Source organism: Bacillus sp. T33-2 (assembly GCF_002860205.1).
GTDB lineage: Bacteria > Bacillota > Bacilli > Bacillales > Cytobacillaceae > T33-2.
Window position 1 is genome coordinate 125,539 of record NZ_PGVB01000010.1, and the last position, 25,728, is coordinate 151,266.

The window sequence follows — 25,728 nt, forward strand, 5'->3', positions numbered from 1 at the left end:
TTCTTCTTCCATTATGCAAGAACTGTCGTTTTTTTTCATCTATTTGACACAGTAACAAAAAATAACAACCCATGTGCTGGGTTGTTATCGTGAATTACCTGACTGCGTTCAATTGATCCTGGTTCGCGGCCGTTTTAAAATGAAGCTTGTCAGCGTGAATTTCTTCAAGTGCTTTCCCAACATATTTATGGGAAACATATTTACCAAGCCTTGGATCAAAATTTATCTGCATGCTGCGGGCACGCTTGGCGGCCACAGATACGAGCGAGTATTTCGAGTCTATCTTTGTCAATAAGGAATCAATAGAAGGATCAAGCATGTTTAATCTACCTCCAGCATTTTTTTATAGCGGTGTTGGACTCTTTCCCTGCGGCAATGCTCAGCGACCACAATCGCCTTGATTCTTTCACAGGCGATCTCAACACGGTCATTTTCAACGACATAATCATACAGGTCCATCATTTCAATTTCTTCCCGCGCCGTCTTCATGCGATTATAAATGAGGTCCTCGGTTTCCGTCCCCCTGGTGACAATCCTGTTTTTTAATTCAGACAGGCTTGGCGGCGCAAGGAAAATAAACAGCCCTTCGGGAAATTTCTTACGGACCTGGATTGCACCCTGGACTTCGATCTCCAGGAATACATCCTTCCCGGCATCCAAGGTTTCTCTCACATAATCAACCGGAGTTCCGTAATAATTGCCGACATACTCAGCGTATTCGAGCAATTTGTCCTGCTGGATTAATTCTTCGAAATCAGCGCGGCTTTTAAAAAAGTAATCCACCCCTTGCACTTCGCCTTCCCTTGGCGGCCGTGTCGTTGCAGAAACGGAATATTCGAATTTCGTATCCGGATGTGAAAATATTTCTTTCCGGACCGTTCCTTTCCCAACTCCGGATGGACCGGATAGAACAATCAACAACCCTTTTTCCTGCATATTTAATGAATCCTACCCTTCATCGATAATTTCATCCCGGTCATTTAAGCGGTGGGCCACTGTCTCCGGCTGTACCGCGGACAAAATCACGTGGTCGCTGTCCATCATGATGACCGCCCTTGTCCTTCTGCCGTATGTAGCGTCTATTAATGAACCCCTCTCACGGGCCTCCTGAATCATCCTCTTTATCGGTGCCGATTCCGGACTTACAATCGAGATAATACGGTTGGCGGAAACAATATTTCCGTACCCGATATTAATCAGCTTTATAGACATGAGGCTCCCCCAATCATCAGTTATTTATTTTGGCCGTGCAGGGTCGTTTCTAAACAGCTATTCTATATTTTGAACCTGCTCCTTCACTTTTTCAAGGAGGCTTTTCATTTCAACTACCGCCCTCGCAATTTCAGCATCATTTGCTTTTGAACCGATCGTATTCACTTCACGGTTCATTTCCTGGACGAGAAAATCAAGCTTCCTGCCAACAGGATCTGTAAGGGTGAGTATTTTAAAGAACTGTGCGATATGGCTGTCTAGCCTTGTCAGTTCCTCGTTAATGTCAGCTTTGTCGGCAAAAACAGCTGCCTCTGTCAGGACTCTGGCCTCATCTACTATGCCGCCAACAAATTCATGAAGCTTTTTTGACAGCCTTTCACGATACTGTTCGATAACAGCGGGGGCATATTGCTTTATATGTAATACATGATCCCTTAGCAGGCCAATGTTGGCTGTGACATCTTTTTCAAGGGCGCTTCCTTCCTGCAGGCGCATTTGCATCAGCTCTTGTGCTGCCTCGTCTGCGGCCATTAATACAAGATGTTCAAGTTCATCATTGCCTGCCGCCTTTTCTTCAAAGACAATCAATTCTTCCCGGCTTACGAGATCCTGGATGGTAACTTCACCGGAAACCTTGTATTTTTCCTTTATGTCTGCTATATGTCGAACATATTCGTCCATGAGTTTCCAGTCGATATGTACACTGCGGTTTACTGTACCTTCGCCTTCAAGCATCACAAAGACTTCGACCCTTCCCCGATCGATGCGGCTGCCAAGGTTTTTCTTCAGCTTGTCCTCGATAGCGAGAAGCTGGCGGGGCATCCGGATATGGAACTCACAAAAGCGATGGTTGACTGTTTTGATTTCAACCGTTGCATTGAATTGACCTGATTCTTTTGTGCTCCGGCCGAACCCGGTCATACTGACGACCATTTAACACACATCCAATCGTTTGAGAAGTACGGTGTTATCTGCATAAGGTGCACTAATATAACCTCAGGCAAAAAGAAAGGCAATAGAGCCTTCTCTATTACCTTTTGGATTATATCATATTCTTCTTTGTTTTACTTGCGAAAAATGTTCCGGCCAGCAAAAAAGTAGGGACAGCTGATAAACCGGCAATCAAAAGCCAATCTGAAGGCAATATTGAAACAGTGTGGAAAATTGGCTGGAGTGAAGGAAGGTAAATCACTCCGATCACGAGAAGCAGTGATGAAATGACGGCCCAGACGAGATACTTATTGCCAAACGGGTTACGGGCCAGCACAGACCTTTCGCTCCTGCAATCAAATACATGGATCAGCTGTGCCATGACAAGCGTCGCAAAGGCTGTTGTCTGTGCATATGCAAGCTCATCAGGATTCCGGTAATAAACGGTCATGAAAGCAACAAGTGTGACAAGGCCGATCAAAAATCCCCTTGAAACGACTTTCCATCCGAGCCCCCTAGCGAACACTCCTTCTTTTGGGTTGCGTGGCGCCCGTTTCATTACATTGTCCTCCGGCTGATCGAGGCCGAGAGCCATTGCCGGCAATCCGTCTGTAACAAGATTCACCCACAGAATTTGGATCGGGACCAGCGGCAGTGGAAGCGCAAGTATCATCGCAAACAGCATAACCAGGATTTCGCCTACATTCGACGCAAGCAAATACCTGATAAACTTCCTGATGTTCTCATATATGTTTCTCCCCTCTTTAATGGCTGCCTTTATCGTGGCAAAATTATCGTCCAGTAAAACGAGTGACGAAGCTTCCTTCGCAACATCCGTCCCGGTAATTCCCATCGCCACCCCGATGTCCGCTGCTTTTATCGCGGGAGCATCATTAACGCCGTCGCCGGTCATGGCAACGACATGTCCCTTATTTTGCAAGGCTTTCACGATTTTCAGCTTATGCTCCGGGGAAACTCTGGCAAACACTGACACGTGATCTGCCACTTCCTCCAATTCTTCAACCGACATTTTTGATAAGGCGTTGCCGTCCATCACCTTGCTGTTTTTGGAGAGAATACCAAGCTGTGCGGCGATTGCCTTTGCGGTTGCGACATGATCCCCTGTTATCATCACGGTTTTTATGCCAGCGTCCCGGCACTCTTTCACCGCCTCTTTCACCTCGGGGCGCGGCGGGTCAATCATGCCCTGCAGGCCGATGAAAACAAGATCCTTTTCTGCTTCTTTTTCATCGAGGATGACGGTGCTGGCTTTCAACGGTTTAAAGGCGACCGCAATATTCCTGAGGGCATTGCCGGCCAGGCTGTCTATCGCATGCTGTACTTTCGCTTTCAATTCTTTTGACAGGGCCTGCTGTTTTTCATCCCAGAGGATGGAATTGCTCAGGCCAATCAAAATGTCAGGGGCGCCTTTTGTAACGACAAACTGTCGTCCGGACTGGTCTTTGATGATGATGCTCATCATTTTCCGCTGTGAATCAAAAGGAAATTCGTTCACGATTTCGAACTGCTGCAGGAGGGTTGAACGGTCGTAGCCTGCTTTCATTGCTGACACAAGCAAAGCGCCTTCTGTCGGGTCACCGTCAATCAGGAATTCCTTGTCCTTTTCAATGATGTTTGCATGGTTGCACATTAACCCAAACGACAGGAGCTGCTGCAGTGATTTTTCAGACGCCGGATCGACGCGGCGGCCTTCCCGGAAAAACTCGCCTTTAGGTGCATAGCCAACCCCGTCCAACGTCCACATTTTCCCGCCGCTCCAAAGATGGGTCACTGTCATTTTATTCTGGGTCATCGTGCCTGTTTTATCAGAGCAAATAACAGAAGCACAGCCAAGGGTTTCAACAGCAGGAAGCTTGCGGACGATCGCATTCTTTTTTATCATCCGCTGTACGCCAAGTGAAAGGGCAACGGTAACAATTGCAGGCAGCCCTTCGGGGATCGCCGCAACTGCCAGTGACACGCCGGCAAGAAACATCGTGTAGAGATCCTGTCCTTGCAGAACCCCGATGCCAACGACTAAAACGGTAAGCAGCAAAGCTGCTGTAATGAGTATTTTTCCAAGCTGTTCAAGCCTGCGCTGCAGCGGTGTCTCCATCGTTTCGGCCTTCTGCAGCAAATCTGCAATCTGGCCCATGGCCGTATTCATGCCGGTGGCTACGGCAACGCCTATGCCGCTCCCCCTCGTTACCATCGTCCCCATAAAAGCCATATTTTCCATATCGCCGATGCCGGGATTTGGAATGCGCAACGGATCCGTGAATTTCGGCACGGGAACGGATTCACCTGTCAAGGCAGATTCCTCGATTTCCAGGCTTTTGCTTTCTATTAATCTTACATCAGCCCCAATCCTGTCCCCACTTCCAAATTTGATTACATCACCGGGCACCACATCTTTTGATGGCACTTTTACCCAGATTCCTTCCCTTAGCAGCACGACCTGTGGTGCGGACAGCTCTTTTAAGGCATCCAGTGATTTTTCTGCTTTTCTTTCCTGGAAAAAACCTAGAAATCCGTTTACAATTACAATTGAAATGATGGCCACAGCATCGATCATTTCGCCAAGAAGACCGGAGATTAATGTGGCCGCCAGCAAAACGAGGACCATAAAATCTTTAAATTGACTAAAAAATAAGAGCAAAGCCGATTGCTTTTCTCCTTCATCAAGAGCATTATAGCCATATTGCTTTATCCTGGCTGCCGCTTCCTTCTGCGATAAACCGTCAGAGAAGTCAGCCCTCAAGGCACTGGCTATTTCAGTTTCGTTCATCTCATGGAACTTCATCCGGCCATCTCACTTCCTCCTTTAGTATGAACAAGAGTTGTCCTCACTCTAAAGAAAGCATATTCAGCCCTGTCCCAAAAAATGCTTTAATATTTACAAAGCCGGGGCCCACACTCATAATGGAACATACTGCGGCATAATGGCCATTTATATAGAAGACAGATAGGAAAAGGGTGTCACTACTATGTCATTCGACGGACTATTTACAAGAGCGATCACAGCTGAATTGTCCCGCGAACTTGCGGGCGGGCGCATAAATAAAATACACCAGCCATTCAAAAACGAAATTCTCATGGTCGTCAGGGCCAACGGAACAAACCACAGGGTGCTTCTTTCAGCGCACCCCAGCTACGGGCGGGTTCAAATTACTGAAGAGCAGTTCGAAAACCCATCCGAGCCGCCGATGTTTTGCATGCTTCTCAGGAAGCATCTTGAAGGCTTTATAATAGAAAAAATTCAGCAATCAGGCCTTGATAGAATGATTATTTTTGATGTTAAAGGCAGAAACGAAATCGGTGATGTTTCCTATAAACAGCTGATTGTGGAGATCATGGGGCGGCACAGCAACATCATCCTTGTTGATAAGGAACGGAATTTGATTTTGGACAGCATCAAGCATGTGTCATTTGCGGTGAACACCCACCGGGCCATCCTGCCGGGGCAAGAATACATCCTCCCTCCCCGCCAGGAAAAAAAGGACCCGTTCGAGGCAGATGAACAGGAAATTTTGAAAAGGCTTGATTTTAATGCAGGAAACCTTGACAGGCAGCTTGTAGAGCAGTTTGCCGGCCTTTCGCCCCTCGCAGCGAAAGAGATTGTGTTCAGGGCAGGGCTAGCCAACAGGGTCACTTTGCCGAAAGCCTTTTTGGAAGTCATAGGGAGTCTGAAGGCCCACATTTACAACCCTTCGATTACTTCCGCTAACGGAAAGGATAATTTTTACCTATTTCCGCTTGAACATATCAAAGGGGATTCGAAACCTTTTGCCAGGCTCAGCCAAATGCTTGACCGCTTCTATTTCGGAAAAGCAGAACGCGACCGGGTAAAGCAGCAGGCCAATGACCTTGAAAGGTTCATTTCAAATGAAAAAGAAAAAAATGAGAAAAAGATCAAAAAACTTCAATCGACTCTAAAGGAAGCGAAAAATGCCGAACAGTTCCAGCTGTATGGGGAATTGCTGACGGCAAATTTATATGCTGCCCAAAAAGGGATGAAAGAGATTGAAGTGCTGAATTATTACGATGAGGATGAAGGGACCATCACAATCCCGCTCGATCCGATGAAATCACCATCTGAAAATGCCCAGAAATATTTCACGAAATATCAAAAAGCAAAGAACGCGTTAACGATAGTACAGGAACAAATCGAGAATGCACAAGAGGAATCAGCATATTTTGAGGCGCTTGCACAGCAGGTAGAAGCTGCATCACCAAAAGACATTGAAGAGATCAGGGAAGAATTGATTGAAGGCGGTTATATAAGGCAGAGGCAGAAACGGCAGAATAAAAAGGCTGCGAATTCCAAACCTGCTCTTGACCGGTTTGTATCCTCCGACGGCACCGAAATATATGTAGGCAAGAACAATAAGCAAAACGATTATTTAACAAATAAATTCGCTGCACGGGATGAAATCTGGCTGCATACGAAAGACATCCCCGGCTCACACGTTGTCATCAGAAGCAAGGAACCACAGGAACAGACGATCCTTGAAGCCGCCCAGTTGGCAGCCTACTTCAGCAAGGCCCGAAACTCAAGCTCAGTGCCAGTTGATTTTACAAAAGTGCGCAATGTAAAAAAACCAAGCGGGGCAAAGCCGGGTTTTGTTATATACGAGCAGCAGCAAACAGTCTATGTGACTCCGGATGAAGAAAAAATCCTTCAGTTAAAACAAAGTTAAAAGGGAAGCAGCCGACTGCTGCTTCCTTTTTTGTGTTGCAGGATGAGAAAATCCCGGCCGAATTTTGGTTTTCGCGAGATTTTTTTTTTTTGCGAGATTGTAAAGTGTTTGCGCGAAATTTTGATGGATTTTCGCGAGAATGTAGCTAGCTTCCGCGAGAATCCCTTTGTTTTTCCGGAGATGCACCAGATGGGCCGAGGCAGCTTCTCGTTACGGTCGCCTATCACGCTCAATCGGCTACTCTCCATTTTCAGGCTTTACCCCATGACTCTGGATCTTTCCTCCATGATGAGAGCTTTTCTAAATCGGTGTCCCGGATGGATCCTTCCTCTTTTGCGACTTCGGTCAATGTCGAAAAATCGGTCAGGGAGAATAGAGCCAGTCCCGCTTCTGCGAGGAGCTGTGTTCCTTTTTCAAGCTCATATGTAAAAATCGAAACGGCCCCCAGCACCTCACAGCCAGCCTCTTTCAGGGCAGCGGCTGCATTGATCACACTGCCTCCAGTAGAAATCAGATCCTCAACAATGACTGTTTTTTGCCCGGGTTTCGCAAGCCCTTCGATTTGGTTCCCCTTCCCATGCCCTTTCGCTTTTGAACGGACATAACACATCGGCATGCCAAGAAGCTCGCTTACCCAAGCCGCGTGGGGAATGCCTGCGGTGGCCGTTCCTGCTATAAGTTCACACTCGGAAAAATGGGTGGTGATCAACTCCTTCAGCCCTTCCGCTATTTCCCTGCGGATGGCTGGATATGAAAGGGTAAGGCGATTATCACAATAAATTGGCGAAAGGATCCCTGAAGACCATGTGAATGGGTCATCAGGCCTTAAAAACACCGCTTCAATTTCCAGAAGTCTTGCAGCTATCTGTTTTTTCATTGTTGAACACCTGCCCATTCCTGCTTGATTTTTTCATAGCTTTCAAGTGGATTTTCTGCTGAGGTAATCGGCCTGCCAACGACAATGGCGGATACACCATGGCTTCTTGCGCCTTTAGGTGTCGCCACTCGTTTTTGGTCATGCATATCATCATTAGCCAGCCTGATTCCGGGTGTTACAGTTAAAAAGGCTCCACCCAGTTCAGCGCGCACCAGCTTCGCCTCATGCACAGCACAGACAACGCCATCCAGGCCGGACATGTGCGCCAGCTTCGAATAATGGAGCACAGACTCCGACAAAGGTACATGAACAAGCTGCTCATTTTTCATCTGCTGCTCAGATGTACTTGTAAGCTGGGTGACAGCTATGCAAAGGGGGCGTGTCCTCCCGCTTTGTGTCCCCGCATCGAGCCCTTCAACCGCTGCTTCCATCATATCCATGCCCCCTGCGGCATGCACATTGACAAGGTCGCAGCCGAGCCCGGCGAGGCTCTTCATCGCATTCCTTACAGTATTTGGGATGTCATGAAGCTTTAAATCAAGGAAGATATTATGATTCATTTCTTTTAACCTATGAATAATGGCGGGGCCTTCCCAATAAAACAATTCCATACCGACCTTCAAAAAAAGCCGTTCATTTTCAAACCGTTCAAGAAAGTCCAATACCTGTTTTTGTTCGGGAAAATCAAGGGCGATAATTACTGAGTTGTCCATGCTGTTTCCAGCTCCTCCCCGTGCATTCTGAAATATGGTCAAACCCGAGCCGGTCCAACAATCCTGGCAGTTCTTCGATAATTTTTGGACATGCGAACGGGTCGACAAAGTTCTGTGTTCCCACTGCCACCGCACTCGCCCCGGCATAGAAAAATTCGATGACATCTTCTGCTGACTGGATTCCGCCCATCCCGATAATCGGAACGGACACATGCTGGCTCACCTCATATATCATCCTGATTGCAACCGGCTTAATGCCTGGGCCGGAAAGGCCGCCCGTTTTATTTGCAAGGATGGGTTTGGCGGTTTTTATATCAAGCCGCATACCAAGCAGGGTATTGATCATCGTCAGCCCGTCTGCACCGCCGTCAACGACTGCTCTGGCAATCTCGACGATATTGGTGACATTCGGCGACAGCTTGACATACACCGGTACATATGAAACACTCTTTACTTTTTTCGTCAATTCCTTCGCCATGTCGGGAACAGTGCCAAACGCAATCCCCCCTGTTTTGACATTCGGGCAGGAAATATTCAGTTCAAGGGCGTGGACGTTCGGTGCGGTCGATATTTCCCCTGCAACTTTCACATAATCTTCTTCCCTAGAACCCGCGACATTCGCGATGATTGGAACGTCGAACTGTTCAAGCCATGGCAGCTCTTCGGCCATGACTTTCTCAAGCCCGGGATTTTGCAGGCCGATTGCATTAAGCATGCCGCCCGGTGTCTCCGCTACTCTTGGCGTCGGGTTCCCAAACCGCGGTTCGGGTGTGGTCGCTTTAACCATGATTGCTCCAAGGCTGTTTAAGTCATAGAGCCGGCCGTATTCTTTGCCGAACCCGAAGCAGCCCGAAGCGGGCATCACCGGGTTCCTCAGCTTCAAACCAGGCAATTCGGTGTACAAGGAACTCATATGACCACCTCCCCTGCTTTGAAGACCGGACCGTCACTGCATACTTTTTTGTAGGAATGTCCGCCAGGATCTTCTTTTGTATGGCACACACAGGCAAAGCATGCCCCTATGCCGCAGCCCATCCGCTGCTCAAGTGAGAAATAGCTTTTATCACACAGGCAGGCTGCTTCAAGTGCCTTCAGCATAGGAGTGGGCCCGCAGGCGTACAGGATATCAGGTTTGGCAACGGTGTTTTCGAGAAGCGTTGTCACATAACCTTTTGTTCCATATGTTCCATCGGCAGTTGCAATATACGTATCTCCTAAATTGGCAAACTGCTCTTCATAAAAAACTGCTTCCTTCGTCTGAAAACCGAGCAGACTTTTGACTGTCACGCCATTTGCTTTAAGCTGCCTGGCAAGCTCGTATAAAGGCGGAACCCCGATGCCGCCTCCAATCAGAAGCGCAGTTTCTCCACTTTTGGCTTCGTCCACAGGAAACCCGTTGCCGAGCGGCCCAAGCACATCGACCGTTTCACCTGTCCTTTTTTCGGACAGCAGTGTGGTGCCTCTCCCTTCCTTTCTGTAAATCATCGTGAATTGCTGTTTTTCTTTATCGATGCTGGAAATGCTGATTGGCCTTCTTAACAATGGGTCCAATCCGTTTGACACCTTTAAATGCACGAATTGGCCGGGAGCATGCATTTCAAGGGAAATCCTGCCTTCCAGTATAAGCTCGTAAATCGAAGCAGCGATACGGTTATGAGTGATCACACTACAAAGCTCATTTTTAATCAAGAAAGGATCCGCTCCTTTCTGGCGGTCGGCTTACCAAGAGGCTCTGCTGAAAAAGTCGTAGACTCTAACACTCTTAAAATTGCTTCTGCGGTATCGAGAGACGTCAGGCATGGAATTCCGTTTTCGACAGATTCACGTCTAATCCTGAACCCATCTCTTTCAGGCTGCTTTCCTTTTGTTAGCGTATTGATTACAACCTGGGCTTCTCCGTTGCGGATGACATCGATTATATTCGGGCCATCTGAACCAATCTTTCCGACTACTTTTACCCTGATTCCCTCTGATTGCAAAAACCGTGCTGTGCCGCTCGTTGCCATCAGTTGGTACCCTATTGCGGCAAACCTTTTTGCAATGGCCAGTCCTTCTTGCTTGTCTTTATCCGATATTGTAAGCAGCACTGTCCCAAATTCCCTGATTTTCATCCCGGCTGCAATCAAGCCTTTATAAAGGGCTTTTTCAAGTGTTGCGTCCTTGCCCATCACTTCACCCGTAGATTTCATCTCAGGCCCAAGCGTGATATCGACGCGCCGGAGCTTTTCAAACGAAAACACCGGCACTTTTACGAACACGCCTTCTTTTTCTCGTACAAGGCCTGATACATAACCTTGTTCACGAAGCGATTGGCCGAGAATCACTTTAGTTGCGACCTTTGCCATCGGTACACCGGTAATCTTGCTTAAGAACGGAACAGTCCGGCTTGAACGGGGATTTACTTCCAGCACAAACACTTTACCTTTTGAGATGACATACTGGATATTCAGCAGTCCAATGATATTCAAGCCCATGGCCAGCTCCTGTGTATACTGGACCAGCTTTTCCTTTACGGTTGGGCTCAAGGATTGCGGGGGATATACGGCAATCGAATCCCCGGAATGGACGCCGGCCCTTTCTATATGCTCCATGATGCCGGGAATCACAACCGTTTCACCGTCTGAAATGGCGTCAACCTCGATTTCCTTTCCCGTTAAATAACGGTCAATCAACACAGGATGCTCGGGACTGACTTTCACGGCATTCTCCATGTAGTGGAGCAGCTCCTGCTCCTGGTAGACGATTTCCATTGCCCTTCCGCCAAGGACGTACGATGGGCGGACAAGGACAGGATAGCCGATTTTAGCGGCAATTTCTGCTGCCTCATCCGGTGCCATTGCAGTGCTTCCTTTCGGCTGCGGGATGTCCAGCTCCATCAGGGCTCGCTCGAATTTGTCCCGGTTTTCGGCGCGGTCCATGTCGGCAAGTGAAGTGCCCAGAATGCGCACACCCCGTTCAGCAAGCCCGGAAGCCAGGTTGATTGCTGTCTGCCCGCCAAATTGGACAACCGCCCCGATTGGTGTCTCATGGTCAATGATGCTCATGACATCTTCAATTGTCAGTGGCTCAAAATACAGCTTATCGGAAATGCTGAAATCGGTGGAGACGGTCTCCGGGTTGTTATTGATGATGATCGCTTCATACCCGGCCTCTTTTATCGCCTTGACACAATGGACTGTCGCATAGTCAAACTCGATCCCCTGCCCGATCCGGATCGGTCCTGAACCGAGCACGAGCACGCTTTGCCTGTCCGATATATGCGATTCATTTTCTTCCTCATACGTACCATAGAAATATGGCGTTTCCGATTCAAACTCGGCTGCACATGTGTCGACCATTTTATAAACAGGGATTAGGCCGGTCCGGACTCGCCAGTCATATACGTCCTTTTCGGTCGAGCTCCAGAGACGGGCAATGACCTTGTCAGCGAACCCTTTTTGTTTTGCTTTTCGCCCGATTTCTTCGTTAAACGGGTTATTACTCAGCTCAGCTTCAAACAAGATGATTTTTTCAAGTTTATGCAGGAAAAATAAATCGATATTGCTCCAGTCATGGATGTCGGAGATACTGATTCCCCTCCTGATCGCTTCGCCAATATAAAAGAGCCTTTCGTCCCCGGCCTTTTTAATCCTTTTTTCCAACAGGGATCCATCAATGTCCACGCCGCCAGCCAACTCCAGATGGCAGACATTTGCTTCAAGTGAGCGGACAGCTTTTAACAGGGATTCTTCGAAATTGCGGCCGATCGCCATAACTTCGCCGGTTGCTTTCATCTGTGTTCCCAGCGTCCGGTTTGCTGATTCAAACTTGTCAAATGGCCAGCGCGGAATCTTTGTGACTACATAATCAAGGGCAGGCTCAAAGCAGGCATATGTTTTCCCAGTGACAGGATTCATCATTTCATCCAGCGTGAGGCCGACGGCGATTTTCGCGGCCAGCTTGGCAATCGGGTAGCCGGTTGCCTTTGAGGCAAGCGCAGATGAGCGGCTAACCCTTGGATTCACTTCAATGACAAAATAATTGAAGCTGCCCGGGTCAAGAGCCAGCTGGACATTGCAGCCCCCTTCAATTTGAAGTGCCCTGATGATTTTCAGTGAAGCGTTGCGGAGCAGCTGATACTCACAGTCGCTCAGTGTCTGGCTTGGTGCGACAACAATCGAATCGCCGGTATGTATGCCGACAGGATCAAAATTTTCCATGTTGCATACGACGATGGCATTGTCATTGGCATCACGCATCACCTCATATTCTATTTCCTTGAAACCTGCGATGCTTTTCTCAAGCAGGCATTGTGTTACAGGGCTGTGTTTCAGGCCGCTTGACACAATATCCTCAAGCTCTTTCTCATCATGGCAAATCCCGCCGCCAGTGCCGCCAAGTGTGTAGGCCGGACGCACTATGACTGGGTAGCCGGCGAGAGATGCGAAACGTTTTGCCTCGCCGAGATCATGGACAATCTCACTGTCAGGCACCGGCTGGCCGAGTTCATTCATCAGGCTCCTGAATAACTCCCTGTCCTCTGCCCGTTCAATCGCTTCAAGCTTTGTCCCGAGTATTTCTACGTTGCATTCTTTCAAAACACCGGAGCGGGAAAGCTCCACGGCCAGATTGAGGCCTGTCTGTCCCCCTAGCGTTGGAAGAATTGCGTCCGGACGTTCCTTGCGAATAATCCGGCTGACAAATTCCAGTGTCAGCGGTTCTATGTACACTGCATCGGCGATTTCGGTATCGGTCATGATCGTAGCCGGATTGGAGTTCACCAGGATAACCTTGTAGCCCTCTTCGCGAAGTGCGATACAGGCCTGGGTGCCCGCGTAGTCAAATTCTGCTGCCTGCCCGATTACAATCGGTCCAGAGCCAATCACTAATATGCTTTTTACATCGGTCCGTTTTGGCATGCTACTGTAACCTCCCGTTTCTGTGATTCAACCATTCGCAAAAACTGCTCAAACAAGTTATTGGCGTCTTCTGGCCCGGGAGATGCTTCCGGGTGATACTGCACTGTGAAGGCCGGCAGATGTTTATGCCTTAATCCCTCGATTGTGCCATCATTCAGGGCAACATGGGTCACCTCGAGGTGAGTGTCGATAATCGAGCGTTCCTCAACTGTGAATCCGTGGTTTTGTGAAGTCAGTGCAATTTTTCCCGTTCCCAGGTCTTTTACAGGGTGGTTTGAACCACGGTGCCCGTATTTCATTTTCACTGTGTTTGCACCACATGCAAGGGCAAACAGTTGATGCCCCAGGCAAATTCCAAACATTGGGATCCTGCCAAGAATGCCTTCAATCATTTTGATCGCCTCCGGAACATCCTTTGGGTCGCCTGGTCCGTTCGACAGCATCACACCGTCCGGGTTCAGAGCCAAAACCTCGTTCGCGGTCGTATTGTAAGGTACGACAATGACATCACAATCCCGCTTGTTGAGCTCTCTTAAAATTCCATGTTTCATGCCAAAGTCAACGAGAATGATCCTGCTCCCTCTCCCGGGGCTTGGGTAAGGACTCTTAGTTGAAACTTGTTTCACCTGGTCTTTCATCAGGTCTTGGCCCCTCAGTTTCTCAATCACTTCTGCCTCATTTTCATTGATGCCGCAAATGGTTCCCTTCAACGTTCCATAGCGGCGGATGATTTTTGTCAGTTTCCTTGTGTCAATTCCGGATATACCTGGGATGTTTTTCATTTTAAAATACTCATGAATGGACATTACGCTCCGCCAATTTGAAGGCAGGTCCGCTGCTTCTTTTACAATAAAACCATGGATTGCAGGCAATATCGATTCGAAGTCATCCCGGTTGATTCCATAGTTTCCGATAAGGGGATAAGTCAAGGCCACAATCTGGCCGCAATAGGATGGGTCGGAAAGGATTTCCTGATACCCAGTCATTCCTGTGTTAAATACGACTTCCCCGGCAGTATCAGCCAGGCTTCCAAAGCCTTCGCCGATAAAAACAGTGCCATCTTCAAGTATCAGCTTCCTTTTCATGATGTTACACTTCCTTTGCTCCAGACTATTTTTCCGCTGACAATTGTCATTGCCGGCCAGCCCTTGCACTTCCAGCCTGCAAACGGGGTATTTTTTCCTTTCGACACGAAGCTTGATGGGTCAATTGTTTGCTCGTGTTCTAGATCCAGCAGTACAATGTCTGCCACAGCACCAGGTTCAAGCTTTCCAAAGGGAAGGCCGAACGCTTCGGCAGGCTTTTTTGTCAAAAAATCGATCAGTTGGGACAAGGTAATGACTCCTTTTTGGACTAGGTGGGTGTACAGCAGCGCAAACGCGGTTTCGAGCCCGACAATCCCAAAAGGCGCCAGCAGGAGCCCTTCACTCTTTTCCTCAATTGTGTGCGGCGCATGGTCGGTCGCAATGAAATCGATCGTTCCGTCGAGCAGCCCCTCGATCAGTGCCTCCTGGTCAGCCTTTCCCCTTAATGGGGGATTCATTTTATAGTTTGCGTCAGGTCCCGGTATGTCCCCTTCATTTAACAACAGATGATGGGGCGTTACTTCAGCGGTCACATTAATTCCGTACCGTTTTGCGTCCCGTACGGCCCTTACTGATTCCTTTGTGCTGATATGGCAGACGTGGTAGTGGCAGCCAGCCGCTTCTGCAAGCAGGATGTCACGGGCAATATGCACCGCTTCACATACTGAAGGAATCCCGCTTATTCCGAGTTCCTGTGAAAATTTCCCTTCATGGACAGAACCTTTATTGATAAGCGAGTTGTCCTCACAGTGTGCGACGACCGCCATTCCCAATGCCGCTGCCTGTTTCATCGCTTCCAGCATCATGCCTGCCGACTGGATGCCCACTCCGTCATCAGTAAAAGCAAATGCACCGGCTTGTTTTAATGCGCTGAAATCTGTCAATTCCTTTCCGAGCTCCCTCACTGTGATTGAAGCATATGGAAGCACCCTTACTGCGGCGGATTCACCGATCCTTTGATTCAGCCATTCCAGCTGCTCGAATGTATCAGGAACAGGCCGTGTATTCGGCATGGCGGCTATAGTTGTAAAACCGCCCTTTGCGGCTGCCAGCGTCCCTGTAGCGATGGTTTCCTTTTTCTCTCCCCCCGGCTCCCGCAAATGTACATGGAGGTCAATTAAGCCAGGCGCAATCAACATTCCTTCCGCATCAACTATCGCGGCAGCCTCCCTGGAAATTCCCGTTCCGATTTCGGCAATCAATCCGTTTTTGATTAAAACATCAGTCTCCTTTAATTTTCCGTCCTCAGTAAGCAAGCGGCCATTTTTTATCAGCAATGACATATCCGTTTCCTCCCCGCACCTGTTCTAGTGATCTTTTTAATATCGCCATCCGGACGTAAACACCATTTTCCATCTGTTTAAATATTCTTGACCGCCCGCATTCAACCAGTTCATCAGCAATTTCCACGCCGCGGTTGACGGGGGCCGGATGCATGATAATGCTTCGCGGCTTCATGCGCTTCTCCCTTTCCACTGTCAATCCAAAATGCTTATGGTACGCGTAAGCAGCTTGTTCCGTTTTGCCGTGGCGTTCATGCTGGATCCTGAGAAGCATGACTACATCTGCGCTTTCAACAGCCTCATCTATGTCCACGAATCTGCACCCTTGCGGAACAGCGTTGTTGTCAAACCATTCTTCGGGTCCTGAAAACATGACCTCTCCCCCGAGGCGTACAAGCGCGTCCGCATTTGACCGGGCTACCCTGCTATGGCGGATATCTCCAATAATCGCCGTCCTTAATCCACGGAAGCGGCGAAACTCCTGCTGGATCGTAAGTAAATCCAATAGTGACTGGGTCGGATGATGTCCGCAGCCATCACCGGCATTGATGATTGGAATCGATACTTTGTCAACCAGGCTTTCGAAATAATTATTCTCACTGTGCCTGATGACAACGGCGTCCACTCCTACAGCTTCCAGTGTCCGGACAGTATCATACAAGGACTCCCCCTTGGTCACGCTTGAGGTCCCGGCCTCAAAAGGAATGACTTCCAATCCCATTTTCCGTTGGGCCACTTCAAAGCTGCATTTCGTCCTTGTGCTCGGTTCGAAAAACAGATTCGCAACAAATGTCCGGCCGGCCGGATTCCACATGGTTCCCTCGGCAAATAAGGTTGCGTCATCAAGTATTTCCTGGATGTCACGGTCTGTTAATTCGGAAGTAGTCAGCAGATGCTTCATTATTAGCCCTCCATCAAAATAAAATTGGCCATCCCCAGTAAAAAAGCACCCCGGCCGAAGTCAGGGTGCTGAAAAATGAGCCTGGCAGGCAGCAGGATGCTCTCCTGCTGATGCCGGCTGGCTCTTACACCCTTTCAAGCCTCACGGGGCAAATTTAAAAGGCGGTCTATGCTATTTCTTCGTTTTTTTCGTTTTCCACTGCAAGACTGTTTTCTGCAAAATCCTCCCGTCCAGGCAGGATGAGATTTAAAACAATGCCAATGATGGCAGCAAGCGCCATGCCCTGAAGCTGGAATTGATCGGATACCTTGATGAACGCACCCCCGATGCCGATTACGAGGATTACCGATGATATCACAAGGTTGCGTTTGTCTCCAAAATCGATTTTGCTGTCAACTAGCATTCTCAGCCCCGATGAAGCGATGATTCCAAACAACAGGATGGAAACTCCGCCCATCACAGGAGTAGGTATGGAGCTGATCAGCGCGGTGATTTTACCGATGAAACCGAACACGATTGCAATCACTGCAGCTCCGAAAAGGACGTAAACACTGTAAACCCGGGTGATTGCAAGCACCCCGATGTTTTCACCGTAAGTCGTTTTTGGCGGGCCGCCAATCAGCGCGGAAATCATCGTCGCTGCACCGTCACCAAGGATGGACCTGTGCAAGCCCGGTTGTTTAATCAAGTCTTGGCCAACAACTTTGCTAAGGACTAGCTGGTGCCCGATATGCTCAGAAAGCGTAACTACCGCAACCGGGACCATGAGCAGGATGATATCCAGTGTGAGTTTCACTTCATAATTGACGAACGGAATGATGAATTCAGGAAACTCGAACCAACCGGCTTTTTTCACCGGGGCGAAGTCGACTACGCCAACCGCCAGTGCGTACAAATATCCAATCACGATCCCTGCAAGGATCGGAATCAGACTGAGCGTACCTTTTGCGTAAATGGAGAAAATGATTGTTGCTGCCAATGTCACGAGTGCTACAGAAAAGTGGATCAGGCTGTACTCTCCGTCAGGATTGTTCATTGCCATATTGACAGCGGTACCCGCCAGTGCAAGGCCGATGACGATAATGACGGGCCCGACCACGATTGGCGGGAGCAGTTGCATGATCCAGCGGTAACCGGCTTTTTTGATGACCAGGGCAACGATGCCGTAAACAAGCCCGGCCAAAAAGCTGCCGATCATGGCTGCTGCAGGCCCGCCGCTTGTTTTGGCCGCAATGACCGGCGCGATAAACGCAAAGGATGAACCGAGGTATGCCGGTACCTGCCACTTGGTTATGATCAGGAACGCAATTGTCCCGAGGCCGCTGGAAATCAGAGCGATGGCCGGGCTCAGGCCGACCAGGTACGGCACAAGGATTGTTGCGCCAAACATGGCGAATAAGTGCTGAAGGCTTAGTGTGAACCATTGCAATGGTGATGGTACGTCTTTTACGTCTAATACTGGTTTGCTCATAGTGGTTTTCCCCTCCATAATTTTTCAAAAAAAACCCTCTTTGTGAAAGGCACAAAGAGGGTTTTTGGCATGCAAAACAATATCGCTTTGCTTTTCCCCGCTTTTTCAGCCTCTCTGGACTATTTTAAAAGGGTTTTATTTTATTTTTCGTAAATGCTGACCCGGTCTTCCCCATCCACTTCGGCCAGTTCAACCACAATCTTTTCGGTGCTTGAGGTAGGGATGTTTTTGCCGACGTAGTCAGACCGGATTGGCAGCTCCCTGTGGCCCCTGTCTACGAGCACGGCAAGCTGGATCGCACCGGGACGGCCAATATCAACAAGGGCATCCATCGCTGCCCGGACGGTCCGGCCGGTATAAAGCACATCGTCGACCAGGATCACTTTTTTATTCGTGATCTCAACCGGGATGTCGGAACCTCTCACTTCCGGTTCCTGGTCAGCTGTTTTTTTGGTCAGATCGTCACGGTAGAGGGTGATGTCAAGATCCCCTACATCAACCGCTGTTCCCTCAATCTGCTGGATTTTTTCTGCAAGCCGTTTGGCTAGAAAAATTCCCCGTGTACGGATCCCTACCAGGACACAGCCTTCAATTCCCTTATTTTTTTCGATAATCTCGTGGGCTATTCTTGTCAGAGCCCTGCGGATTGCCTGTTCATCAAGGACCATTGCTTTCTCGCCCATCATGATCTCTCCTAACTATATAAAGCGGAAGTGCCTGAGTTGAGGCTAAGCGCGGGCACGTCCTCCTAAAAGCTCCGCTTTCAGTCGTGCGATGTTTCGCTGCTGAAGCTTTCCTTGTCCTGTGCCCAACGCCTCAACCCTTTACGTCCTGTAAGACCCCGACAGGCATAAGACGGCTCCTGCAGGGAATCGTGATTACAAAAAACCCTCTCGCCGTTATGGTGAGAGGGTGCACGAATCCTGATTGGCACAGGCACTGCCTTAATAAGGCAATCTGTGCGCGTTCCGTTTCCTTCTCAGCCTCCCGGGACTGTATTAAAGGGTCATATTCAACTATTGCAATCTTAAGCGATGTGTAGAAATTTGTCAACGGTTATGTCTTAAGTTTGCCAAGAGTTCTTGAAATTCTGGCGGCAATGGCGCCTCGAACTCAAGGTACTCTCCAGACCTGGGATGTATAAATCCCAGTATCCCTGCATGAAGGGCCTGACCGTCTATATCAAGCGTTTTTTTCGGGCCATACTTTGGATCACCAGCAAGCGGGTAACCGATATACTTCATATGCACACGTATCTGATGTGTTCGTCCTGTTTCAAGCTGGCATTCTACGTACGTAAAGTCATCGAATCTTTCAAGCACATTAAAATGGGTGACGGCATGCTTTCCCTTATCGACAACTGCCATGCTCTGGCGGTCCTTTGGATCGCGTGCAAGCGGCGCATCGACGGTGCCAAAATCATGGGGAATCACGCCATGGACAATCGCCTTATATTTTCTTGTAACCGATTTTTCCACCAGCTGGTTGACGAGGCTTTCATGGGCCAGGTCATTTTTGGCAACCATCAAAAGCCCGGATGTATCCTTGTCAATTCTGTGCACAATTCCCGGGCGCAGCACCCCATTGATGCCTGACAAATCTTTGCAGTGGGCCATCAGGCCATTCACAAGGGTGCCTGACATATGTCCTGGTGCTGGGTGGACCACCATCCCTTTAGGTTTATTGACCACCAGCACATCGGCATCCTCATAATAAATGTCCAGATTCATTTCTTCCGGGATGACATCAAGCGCTTCCGGTTCAGGAATGCTTATTTCCACAAAGTCGTTCAGGCTGCATTTATAATTTGTTTTTACAGGCTTGTCGTTCACGATGACGTTTCCATCTTTTATCCACTGCTGGACCTGGCTTCGTGACCAATCTCCGTGCAATGCCGCCACCACTTTATCGATCCTGTCTCCAGCCTGTTCTTCAAGAATGATGTGTTCCATTTTCTCCATAGGATTTCTTTTTTGCCTCTCTCTCTTCTCGCAGCATTTGCAGCATCATTAACGCGACACCAACCACTAAAGCTGAATCAGCGATATTGAAAATCGGAAAATCATAGCCAAAAATATAGGTGTTAATAAAATCGACCACTTCCTTCCTAAAAACGCGGTCGATAAAGTTCCCAATGGCCCCGCCAAGCATGAGGCCTAAGGATACGCCGAGCAGCATTTTCCCTTTAGCTGCTTTTTGGATGTAATAAACAATTCCGACGACCACGATAATCGTGATGATATAGAAAAACCACATTTGTCCTTGAAGTATTCCCCATGCGGCCCCGCGGTTCCGGTGCGAGGTGATATAGAGAAAATCTTCTATCACCTTTATGCTTTCGCCAAGCTCGAGATTTTTAACGATCATCCATTTTGTTAGCTGGTCAAGCAAGATGACACACAACGCGATTATGTAATAAAACACAAAGGTAACCTCCATATCAACAGTCAATGATTACCTTTGCATTTTAGCATAAACGATTGAAAAACGACAGCTATTCTGCCGGCTGTCCACGGCGGGAGTCAAGAATACAGCGGTTTCCGATAAAATTTTTGCAACTTTTCGAGGTCTCTGTTCGACTTTACTGTAGGAAGAATAAAAAGAAATTCTGCTGGAAGCAGCTCACCTGAAATTTCACACTTACCGAATTCACCTTTTTCGATCTTGCTCAATGTGGACTCAATATCAACCAGTTCTTCCTTGATGAAAGTTAAAATCGGACTCGATTGCTGGCAGGTCATCAATTTTTCGAGCAGTTCTTCATGTGATTTACGGAGTTGATCTTGGATTTGTTCCAGGTATTCCTTCAAATGCTTCCCTCCGATCCTGTTTACAACTATTCTTTCCATTCCCGGAGGACTGACTCAGTTAAACTTTTTACAAGCTGTACAACAATTGTCGCAACAGGAAAATTTTAAAATCTGTCTCGACAGGACGGCTGAAGGTTTCGCTTAAATCCGTTTGGTTTTCGCTTAATTCTTTGATTTTTCGCTTAATATATGCTGTATTCGCCTAAATAAGCCAATATTTCGCTTAAATCACTGGATTTTCCGCTTAATTTAAAAATCCCCGGAACAGCTTCCGGGGATTTTATCAATTTCAGTATGAACACGCTTGGCCCAGCCGATTATTCGACATAATTTTCTTTCACCACGGTCGCGCATCTAGGGCATAGGGTCGGATATTCTTCGACTTTGCCAACCTCAGGGGTCACAACCCAGCAACGCTCGCATGTTTCACCTTCAGCTTTTGATACAACAATGGCTGCATGCTCAAGCTTTACAGCATTTTCGGGAGCCTCATCATATGAACCGGCAACCTCGAAGCCGGAAACAATGAAAAGCTGTCCAAGGTTTTCGCTGATGGAGGCAAGAAGGTCTCGCGTCCTGTCATTGACATAAAGTGAAACCTTGGCCGTCAACGATTTACCGATCAATTTTTCATTACGCGCTTCTTCAAGTGCTTTTAGGACATCATCCCTAAGCTTCATGAACGAGTTCCATTTGGATTCGAGTTCTTTCGCATTAGCGAATTCTTTATACTCAGGCATTAATGTCAGCTGCACGCTTTCCTCTTTCACGGAAGGGATGAACGACCATACTTCATCGGCTGTGTGGGACAGAATCGGAGCAGTAAGCTTCACAAGCGTCATGAGGCTCTCATGAAGTACTGTCTGGATTGCCCTCCGTTCCACATTGTCTGCTGCCTCAATGTAAAGCACGTCCTTGGCAAAATCCAAATAAAACGCACTCAGGTCGAGCGTACAGAAATTATTGACTGCATGGTAAACGCCTGCAAACTCGTAAGAGTCGTATGCTTCACGCACTTGCTTGACAAGTTTGTTCAGCTTCACAAGCATAAATTGGTCAACCTCACGCAATTCATCAAACGCAACCGCATCCGTTTCCGGGTTGAAATCGGCAAGATTGCCGAGAAGGAAGCGGAAAGTATTACGGATCTTCCGGTAAACCTCAGCCACCTGTTTCAGGATTGCGTCCGAAACGCGCACATCTGACTGGTAGTCCACAGAAGCTACCCACAGGCGCAAAATGTCTGCTCCAAGCTGGTTCATGACTTTCGATGGAACAACTACGTTCCCGATCGACTTGCTCATCTTCCTGCCTTCACCGTCAAGGGCAAATCCATGGCTTAGTACGCCTTTGTAAGGTGCTTTTCCTGTCACTGCGACGGCAGTGGACAAAGAAGAGTTAAACCAGCCACGGTATTGGTCCGAACCTTCAAGATAAAGATCAGCCGGACGCTGAAGGTCGGCTCTTTCTTCAAGCACTGCCTGGTGGGACGAACCGGAGTCAAACCAGACGTCCATGATGTCAGTTTCCTTCGTGAACTTCCCATTCGGGCTTCCTGGATGGGTGAAACCTTCTGGCAGCAAATCTTTTGCTTCTCGTTCAAACCAGACATTTGAACCGTGCTCCCGGAATAAGCCTGAAACATGATCGATCGTTTCATCTGTAATCACAGGTTCGCCATTTTCAGCATAGAAAACAGGGATTGGCACTCCCCAGGCACGCTGGCGGGAAATGCACCAGTCGCCACGGTCGCGAACCATGTTATAGAGCCTTGTTTCACCCCAGGCCGGTACCCATTTCGTTTCCTCCACTGCCTGAAGAAGGTCATTGCGGAAATCTTTAATGGAAGCAAACCACTGCGCTGTTGCCCGGAAAATGACAGGCTTTTTCGTTCTCCAGTCATGCGGGTAGGAGTGAGTGATGAATGACAGCTTCAGCAGTGCTCCTGCTTCATCCAGCTTTTCGGTAATCGGCTTGTTCGCTTCATCATAAAACAGTCCCTCAAAGCCAGGGGCTTCCGCTGTCATAACACCTTTGTCATCAACAGGGTTAAGGACACCAATTCCGTACTTCTGGCCAACATAGAAGTCGTCTTCCCCGTGGCCTGGCGCAGTGTGTACGCATCCTGTTCCTGCATCGGTCGTAACATGTTCACCGAGCATGACGAGGGAATCACGGCCATAAAGCGGGTGCGTTGCAACAATATGTTCCAAATCCTTACCAGCCACTTGCTTGACAACGTATGGATTTTCCCAGCCGATTTCATTCGTTACGCTTTCAAGCAGGTCCTGGGCAACTACATATTTCTTGCCGTTTGTTTCGACAACTGCGTACGTAAGATCCGGATGGACGGAGATGCCAAGGTTTGCCGGAATCGTCCAGGGAGTCGTCGTCCAGATGACGATTTCAGTCCCTTCCTCAAGAACACCTTTCCCGTCGGCAACCTTGAAGCCAACGTAGATGGACGCCGACCGTTTGTCTTTATATTCAATTTCCGCTTCAGCGAGCGCTGATTCACTGGAAGGAGACCAGTAAACTGGTTTAAGGCCCTTGTAAATGTAACCCTTTTTAGCCATCTCGCCGAACACTTTAATTTGCTGTGCCTCATATTCCGGCTTCAATGTGATATAAGGGTTTTCCCAGTCGCCACGGACCCCAAGGCGTTTGAACTGCGAACGCTGGTTGTCAATTTGTTCGTAGGCATATTGTTCACACAGCTTACGGAACTCGGCAACCGTCATTTCTTTCCGTTTTACCCCTTTATTTGTCAGGGCCTGCTCGATTGGAAGCCCGTGTGTGTCCCATCCTGGCACATAGGGCGCATTAAAACCGCTCATTGATTTAAAACGGACGATAAAATCCTTTAATATTTTATTAAGCGCATGCCCCATGTGAATGTCACCATTCGCGTATGGAGGGCCGTCATGCAGAATGAATAGGGGCCTGCCCTCTGTGTGCTTCTGTACTTTTTCATAGATATTCATTGCATCCCATTGCGCCTGGATTTCTGGTTCTCGCTTTGGCAGATTGCCGCGCATTGGGAACTCAGTCTTAGGCATTAACAGCGTATCTTTGTAATCCATTGCATTTTCCTCCCATTCGCTTTCAAAAAACAGTAAAATTTTCCATAAAAATCAATATAAAAAACCTTCTCATCCCGGAAAGGGACGAGAAGGTTTTTTCCCGTGGTACCACCCTAATTGGACATTCCTGGCAATGCAAGTAATGTCCGCTCAACATTCTTAACGTGAATGACCCGCCTGCACTTACTGGTTGGGATAACGTTCAGCTCGGAACTACAGGGGGATCTTCCAATTTTTCCGCCTATGGCCGGGCTCCCACCATCCCCGGTTCGCTAAAATAAGCATATATGAAAACTGTACTGTCCCTGTCATTGTTTCAATCAAATATTGCCTTTTTATTATGGTATTATATACGATTTATAGCCGCCGAGTCAAGCGAGCGAGTCTTCTTCTTCCCTCGCGGCCGATTTCAATTCAGTTGAATCGAGTTCATACTCAAGCAGATGGTCCCAGTCATCATTATTGAGCATGTCAAGCTGGGCTTCAATCAGCATTTTGAAGCGTGTCCTGAAAACTTTGGACTGCTTCTTCAGCTCTTCAATCTCAAGCGCTATTTTTCGCGCTTTTGACAGCGACTCATTGATGATCCGGTCGGCATTTTTCTCTGCTTCCTTGACGATCAGCTTCGCTTCTTTTTGGGCGTTGCGCTTTACTTCCTCACCGGCTTCCTGAGCGATGACAATCGATTTATTCAAAGTTTCTTCAATATTGGTAAAATGGCCGAGCCTGGCATTTAATTCATTCAGCTTTTCTTCAAGCTCTTTCTTTTCCCTGATGATCAGTTCATAATCCTTGATGACCTGGTCAAGAAATTCATTTACTTCGTCCTCGTCATAACCCCTGAATCCTTTACTGAACTCTTTGTTGTGTATATCTAACGGCGTTAACGGCATGACGCCACCTCCCATTAAGTATCTGCTTTTATGTACTTTGCATCTATTCGACAAGAAACCAAATAATCCTGCTATTTTTAATATATATTTATTTTTGCCGTCCGGCAATAACCCGCCATTTATCTTTTTTTGTTTTTCCATCAATCGACACGATTTTTGCCCGGCCATGGCCCCGGACTGAGATAATGTCCCCCTCACCGCATTCAAACGAGGGGTTTTCAATAGCGGTCCAATTAACTTTTGCGGCCCCATGCTGTACAAGAAGCTGCGACTTTTGGCGTGAGAGGTTATAAAGGGACGAAATCATTGTGTCAAGTCGAAGCGAAGAGGATGTGACATTCATTTCCTGCCATACTTCTCCCGAATCGAGCGCCTCCCCCAGCGGGCGTTCCACCAGGCTTATCGCAGCCTTGCCTATTGCGCTTAGCTGCATTGAAACATAATCTGATATCTCCGACGCTGCTAAGAACTGGATTTCATCACCCTTTTTCACTATATCGCCGAATTTGCCCCTTTTTAAACCAAGTGACATCAGGCTGCCCAGGACCTGCCGATGCTCCAGGCTGATAAATTTTTTTGCGTAGTCAATCTCGAACAGCGTGATGTGAAAATCAGCATCTACCACTTCATAATAATCGGGGTGCAGTAACGCCCTCTGCCGCTCAGCCTTTTCGGTCCCGCCAAACAGCTTATATTTGACATCAGTATGGTTTCCAATAATCATTTTTAAAATCTGCTGTTCACGGGGATCCAAAAAATCTGTCAATTTGGGCGCATAGGTTTCTTCCACGTATTCCTTCCACTTGACGACCTGATCGATATATTCCCGTTCTTCGGGACGAAAATGCTGGTAAATATTCATATGACCGCCC

Annotated in this window: 22 protein-coding genes and 1 other annotated feature; of the genes, 1 reads left to right on the forward strand and 21 read right to left on the reverse strand. The window is 48.1% G+C overall.

What is annotated here, in order from left to right; genetic code table 11:
• Nucleotides 1-94: 94 nt before the first annotated feature.
• From rpoZ to CVD19_RS07560, 5 genes are all read right to left on the reverse strand, one after another.
• The gene (gene rpoZ, locus CVD19_RS07540; protein ID WP_101581241.1) at nt 95-319 is read right to left on the reverse strand and encodes a DNA-directed RNA polymerase subunit omega; all 225 of its coding nucleotides are present in this window, start codon (nt 317-319) and stop codon (nt 95-97) included.
• A 2-nt stretch (nt 320-321) separates the two neighbouring features.
• A complete protein-coding gene (gene gmk / locus CVD19_RS07545) occupies nt 322-936 on the reverse strand; it encodes a guanylate kinase (RefSeq protein ID WP_101581242.1) in 615 nt (204 codons plus the stop codon).
• Between the two features lie 12 nt (nt 937-948).
• Nucleotides 949-1,212, reverse strand: a complete 264-nt coding sequence (gene remA, locus CVD19_RS07550) for an extracellular matrix/biofilm regulator RemA (protein ID WP_101581243.1) — start codon at nt 1,210-1,212, stop codon at nt 949-951.
• A 57-nt stretch (nt 1,213-1,269) separates the two neighbouring features.
• Nucleotides 1,270-2,145, reverse strand: coding sequence for a YicC/YloC family endoribonuclease (locus CVD19_RS07555; protein ID WP_101581244.1), 876 nt, complete (start codon nt 2,143-2,145; stop codon nt 1,270-1,272).
• 109 nt (nt 2,146-2,254) lie between these two features.
• On the reverse strand, nt 2,255-4,945 hold the full coding sequence (locus CVD19_RS07560) for a cation-translocating P-type ATPase (RefSeq protein ID WP_101581245.1): 2,691 nt from the start codon (nt 4,943-4,945) through the stop codon (nt 2,255-2,257).
• 184 nt (nt 4,946-5,129) lie between these two features.
• Here CVD19_RS07560 and CVD19_RS07565 point away from each other — a divergent pair, with 184 nt between their 5' ends.
• A complete protein-coding gene (locus CVD19_RS07565) occupies nt 5,130-6,842 on the forward strand; it encodes an Rqc2 family fibronectin-binding protein (protein ID WP_101581246.1) in 1,713 nt (570 codons plus the stop codon).
• A gap of 250 nt (nt 6,843-7,092) precedes the next feature.
• Here the strand turns inward: CVD19_RS07565 and pyrE are convergent, their stop codons facing one another.
• From pyrE to CVD19_RS07650, 16 genes are all read right to left on the reverse strand, one after another.
• Entirely contained in the window at nt 7,093-7,719 is a 627-nt protein-coding gene (gene pyrE, locus CVD19_RS07575; RefSeq protein WP_101581248.1) for an orotate phosphoribosyltransferase, read from the reverse strand.
• Nucleotides 7,716-8,432, reverse strand: a complete 717-nt coding sequence (gene pyrF, locus CVD19_RS07580; protein ID WP_101581249.1) for an orotidine-5'-phosphate decarboxylase — start codon at nt 8,430-8,432, stop codon at nt 7,716-7,718. Before pyrF ends, pyrE begins: the two co-directional genes overlap by 4 nt.
• Nucleotides 8,404-9,345, reverse strand: coding sequence for a dihydroorotate dehydrogenase (locus CVD19_RS07585; protein WP_101581250.1), 942 nt, complete (start codon nt 9,343-9,345; stop codon nt 8,404-8,406). Before CVD19_RS07585 ends, pyrF begins: the two co-directional genes overlap by 29 nt.
• Nucleotides 9,342-10,118 (reverse strand): dihydroorotate dehydrogenase electron transfer subunit, encoded by a 777-nt coding sequence (locus CVD19_RS07590; protein ID WP_374702876.1) that lies wholly within the window; start codon nt 10,116-10,118, stop codon nt 9,342-9,344. The genes CVD19_RS07585 and CVD19_RS07590 overlap by 4 nt, the downstream gene beginning before the upstream one ends.
• Nucleotides 10,118-13,330, reverse strand: a complete 3,213-nt coding sequence (gene carB, locus CVD19_RS07595; RefSeq protein ID WP_101581252.1) for a carbamoyl-phosphate synthase large subunit — start codon at nt 13,328-13,330, stop codon at nt 10,118-10,120. The genes CVD19_RS07590 and carB overlap by 1 nt, the downstream gene beginning before the upstream one ends.
• Entirely contained in the window at nt 13,309-14,415 is a 1,107-nt protein-coding gene (locus tag CVD19_RS07600) for a carbamoyl phosphate synthase small subunit (RefSeq protein WP_101581253.1), read from the reverse strand. Before CVD19_RS07600 ends, carB begins: the two co-directional genes overlap by 22 nt.
• Complete coding sequence (locus CVD19_RS07605) at nt 14,412-15,698, reverse strand: dihydroorotase (protein WP_101581254.1); 1,287 nt, start codon at nt 15,696-15,698, stop codon at nt 14,412-14,414. Before CVD19_RS07605 ends, CVD19_RS07600 begins: the two co-directional genes overlap by 4 nt.
• Nucleotides 15,661-16,599 carry an aspartate carbamoyltransferase catalytic subunit gene (locus tag CVD19_RS07610; RefSeq protein WP_101581255.1) on the reverse strand — a complete coding sequence of 313 codons (939 nt, stop codon included), beginning with the start codon at nt 16,597-16,599 and terminating at the stop codon, nt 15,661-15,663. Before CVD19_RS07610 ends, CVD19_RS07605 begins: the two co-directional genes overlap by 38 nt.
• Nucleotides 16,600-16,765: 166 nt before the next feature.
• Entirely contained in the window at nt 16,766-18,070 is a 1,305-nt protein-coding gene (locus CVD19_RS07615; RefSeq protein WP_101581256.1) for a solute carrier family 23 protein, read from the reverse strand.
• A gap of 140 nt (nt 18,071-18,210) precedes the next feature.
• Nucleotides 18,211-18,753 carry a bifunctional pyr operon transcriptional regulator/uracil phosphoribosyltransferase PyrR gene (gene pyrR / locus CVD19_RS07620; RefSeq protein ID WP_142383512.1) on the reverse strand — a complete coding sequence of 181 codons (543 nt, stop codon included), beginning with the start codon at nt 18,751-18,753 and terminating at the stop codon, nt 18,211-18,213.
• 366 nt (nt 18,754-19,119) lie between these two features.
• On the reverse strand, nt 19,120-20,031 hold the full coding sequence (locus CVD19_RS07625; RefSeq protein WP_101581258.1) for an RluA family pseudouridine synthase: 912 nt from the start codon (nt 20,029-20,031) through the stop codon (nt 19,120-19,122).
• Nucleotides 20,003-20,494 carry a signal peptidase II gene (gene lspA, locus CVD19_RS07630; protein WP_101581259.1) on the reverse strand — a complete coding sequence of 164 codons (492 nt, stop codon included), beginning with the start codon at nt 20,492-20,494 and terminating at the stop codon, nt 20,003-20,005. Before lspA ends, CVD19_RS07625 begins: the two co-directional genes overlap by 29 nt.
• Nucleotides 20,495-20,592: 98 nt before the next feature.
• Nucleotides 20,593-20,880, reverse strand: a complete 288-nt coding sequence (locus CVD19_RS07635) for a hypothetical protein (RefSeq protein WP_101581260.1) — start codon at nt 20,878-20,880, stop codon at nt 20,593-20,595.
• 317 nt (nt 20,881-21,197) lie between these two features.
• Nucleotides 21,198-23,963 (reverse strand): isoleucine--tRNA ligase, encoded by a 2,766-nt coding sequence (ileS, locus tag CVD19_RS07640; RefSeq protein ID WP_101581261.1) that lies wholly within the window; start codon nt 23,961-23,963, stop codon nt 21,198-21,200.
• 77 nt (nt 23,964-24,040) lie between these two features.
• Nucleotides 24,041-24,284, reverse strand: a binding site (T-box leader).
• 50 nt (nt 24,285-24,334) lie between these two features.
• Nucleotides 24,335-24,856: a DivIVA domain-containing protein gene (locus CVD19_RS07645; protein WP_101581262.1), complete on the reverse strand. Its 522-nt coding sequence runs from the start codon at nt 24,854-24,856 to the stop codon at nt 24,335-24,337.
• Nucleotides 24,857-24,944: 88 nt separating this feature from the next.
• Entirely contained in the window at nt 24,945-25,718 is a 774-nt protein-coding gene (locus CVD19_RS07650) for a YlmH family RNA-binding protein (RefSeq protein ID WP_101581263.1), read from the reverse strand.
• Nucleotides 25,719-25,728: the final 10 nt, after the last annotated feature.

Excerpts from the sequence above, each read along its gene's own strand:
- rpoZ (WP_101581241.1), bottom strand. The coding sequence starts at position 319 with ATGCTTGATCCTTCTATTGATTCCTTATTGACAAAGATAGACTCGAAA.
- gmk (WP_101581242.1), bottom strand. The coding sequence starts at position 936 with ATGCAGGAAAAAGGGTTGTTGATTGTTCTATCCGGTCCATCCGGAGTT.
- remA (WP_101581243.1), bottom strand. The coding sequence starts at position 1,212 with ATGTCTATAAAGCTGATTAATATCGGGTACGGAAATATTGTTTCCGCC.
- CVD19_RS07555 (WP_101581244.1), bottom strand. The coding sequence starts at position 2,145 with ATGGTCGTCAGTATGACCGGGTTCGGCCGGAGCACAAAAGAATCAGGT.
- CVD19_RS07560 (WP_101581245.1), bottom strand. The coding sequence starts at position 4,945 with ATGAAGTTCCATGAGATGAACGAAACTGAAATAGCCAGTGCCTTGAGG.
- CVD19_RS07565 (WP_101581246.1), top strand. The coding sequence starts at position 5,130 with ATGTCATTCGACGGACTATTTACAAGAGCGATCACAGCTGAATTGTCC.
- pyrE (WP_101581248.1), bottom strand. The coding sequence starts at position 7,719 with ATGAAAAAACAGATAGCTGCAAGACTTCTGGAAATTGAAGCGGTGTTT.
- pyrF (WP_101581249.1), bottom strand. The coding sequence starts at position 8,432 with ATGGACAACTCAGTAATTATCGCCCTTGATTTTCCCGAACAAAAACAG.
- CVD19_RS07585 (WP_101581250.1), bottom strand. The coding sequence starts at position 9,345 with ATGAGTTCCTTGTACACCGAATTGCCTGGTTTGAAGCTGAGGAACCCG.
- carB (WP_101581252.1), bottom strand. The coding sequence starts at position 13,330 with ATGCCAAAACGGACCGATGTAAAAAGCATATTAGTGATTGGCTCTGGA.
- CVD19_RS07600 (WP_101581253.1), bottom strand. The coding sequence starts at position 14,415 with ATGAAAAGGAAGCTGATACTTGAAGATGGCACTGTTTTTATCGGCGAA.
- CVD19_RS07605 (WP_101581254.1), bottom strand. The coding sequence starts at position 15,698 with ATGTCATTGCTGATAAAAAATGGCCGCTTGCTTACTGAGGACGGAAAA.
- CVD19_RS07610 (WP_101581255.1), bottom strand. The coding sequence starts at position 16,599 with ATGAAGCATCTGCTGACTACTTCCGAATTAACAGACCGTGACATCCAG.
- CVD19_RS07615 (WP_101581256.1), bottom strand. The coding sequence starts at position 18,070 with ATGAGCAAACCAGTATTAGACGTAAAAGACGTACCATCACCATTGCAA.
- pyrR (WP_142383512.1), bottom strand. The coding sequence starts at position 18,753 with ATGGGCGAGAAAGCAATGGTCCTTGATGAACAGGCAATCCGCAGGGCT.
- CVD19_RS07625 (WP_101581258.1), bottom strand. The coding sequence starts at position 20,031 with ATGGAGAAAATGGAACACATCATTCTTGAAGAACAGGCTGGAGACAGG.
- ileS (WP_101581261.1), bottom strand. The coding sequence starts at position 23,963 with ATGGATTACAAAGATACGCTGTTAATGCCTAAGACTGAGTTCCCAATG.
- CVD19_RS07645 (WP_101581262.1), bottom strand. The coding sequence starts at position 24,856 with ATGCCGTTAACGCCGTTAGATATACACAACAAAGAGTTCAGTAAAGGA.
- CVD19_RS07650 (WP_101581263.1), bottom strand. The coding sequence starts at position 25,718 with ATGAATATTTACCAGCATTTTCGTCCCGAAGAACGGGAATATATCGAT.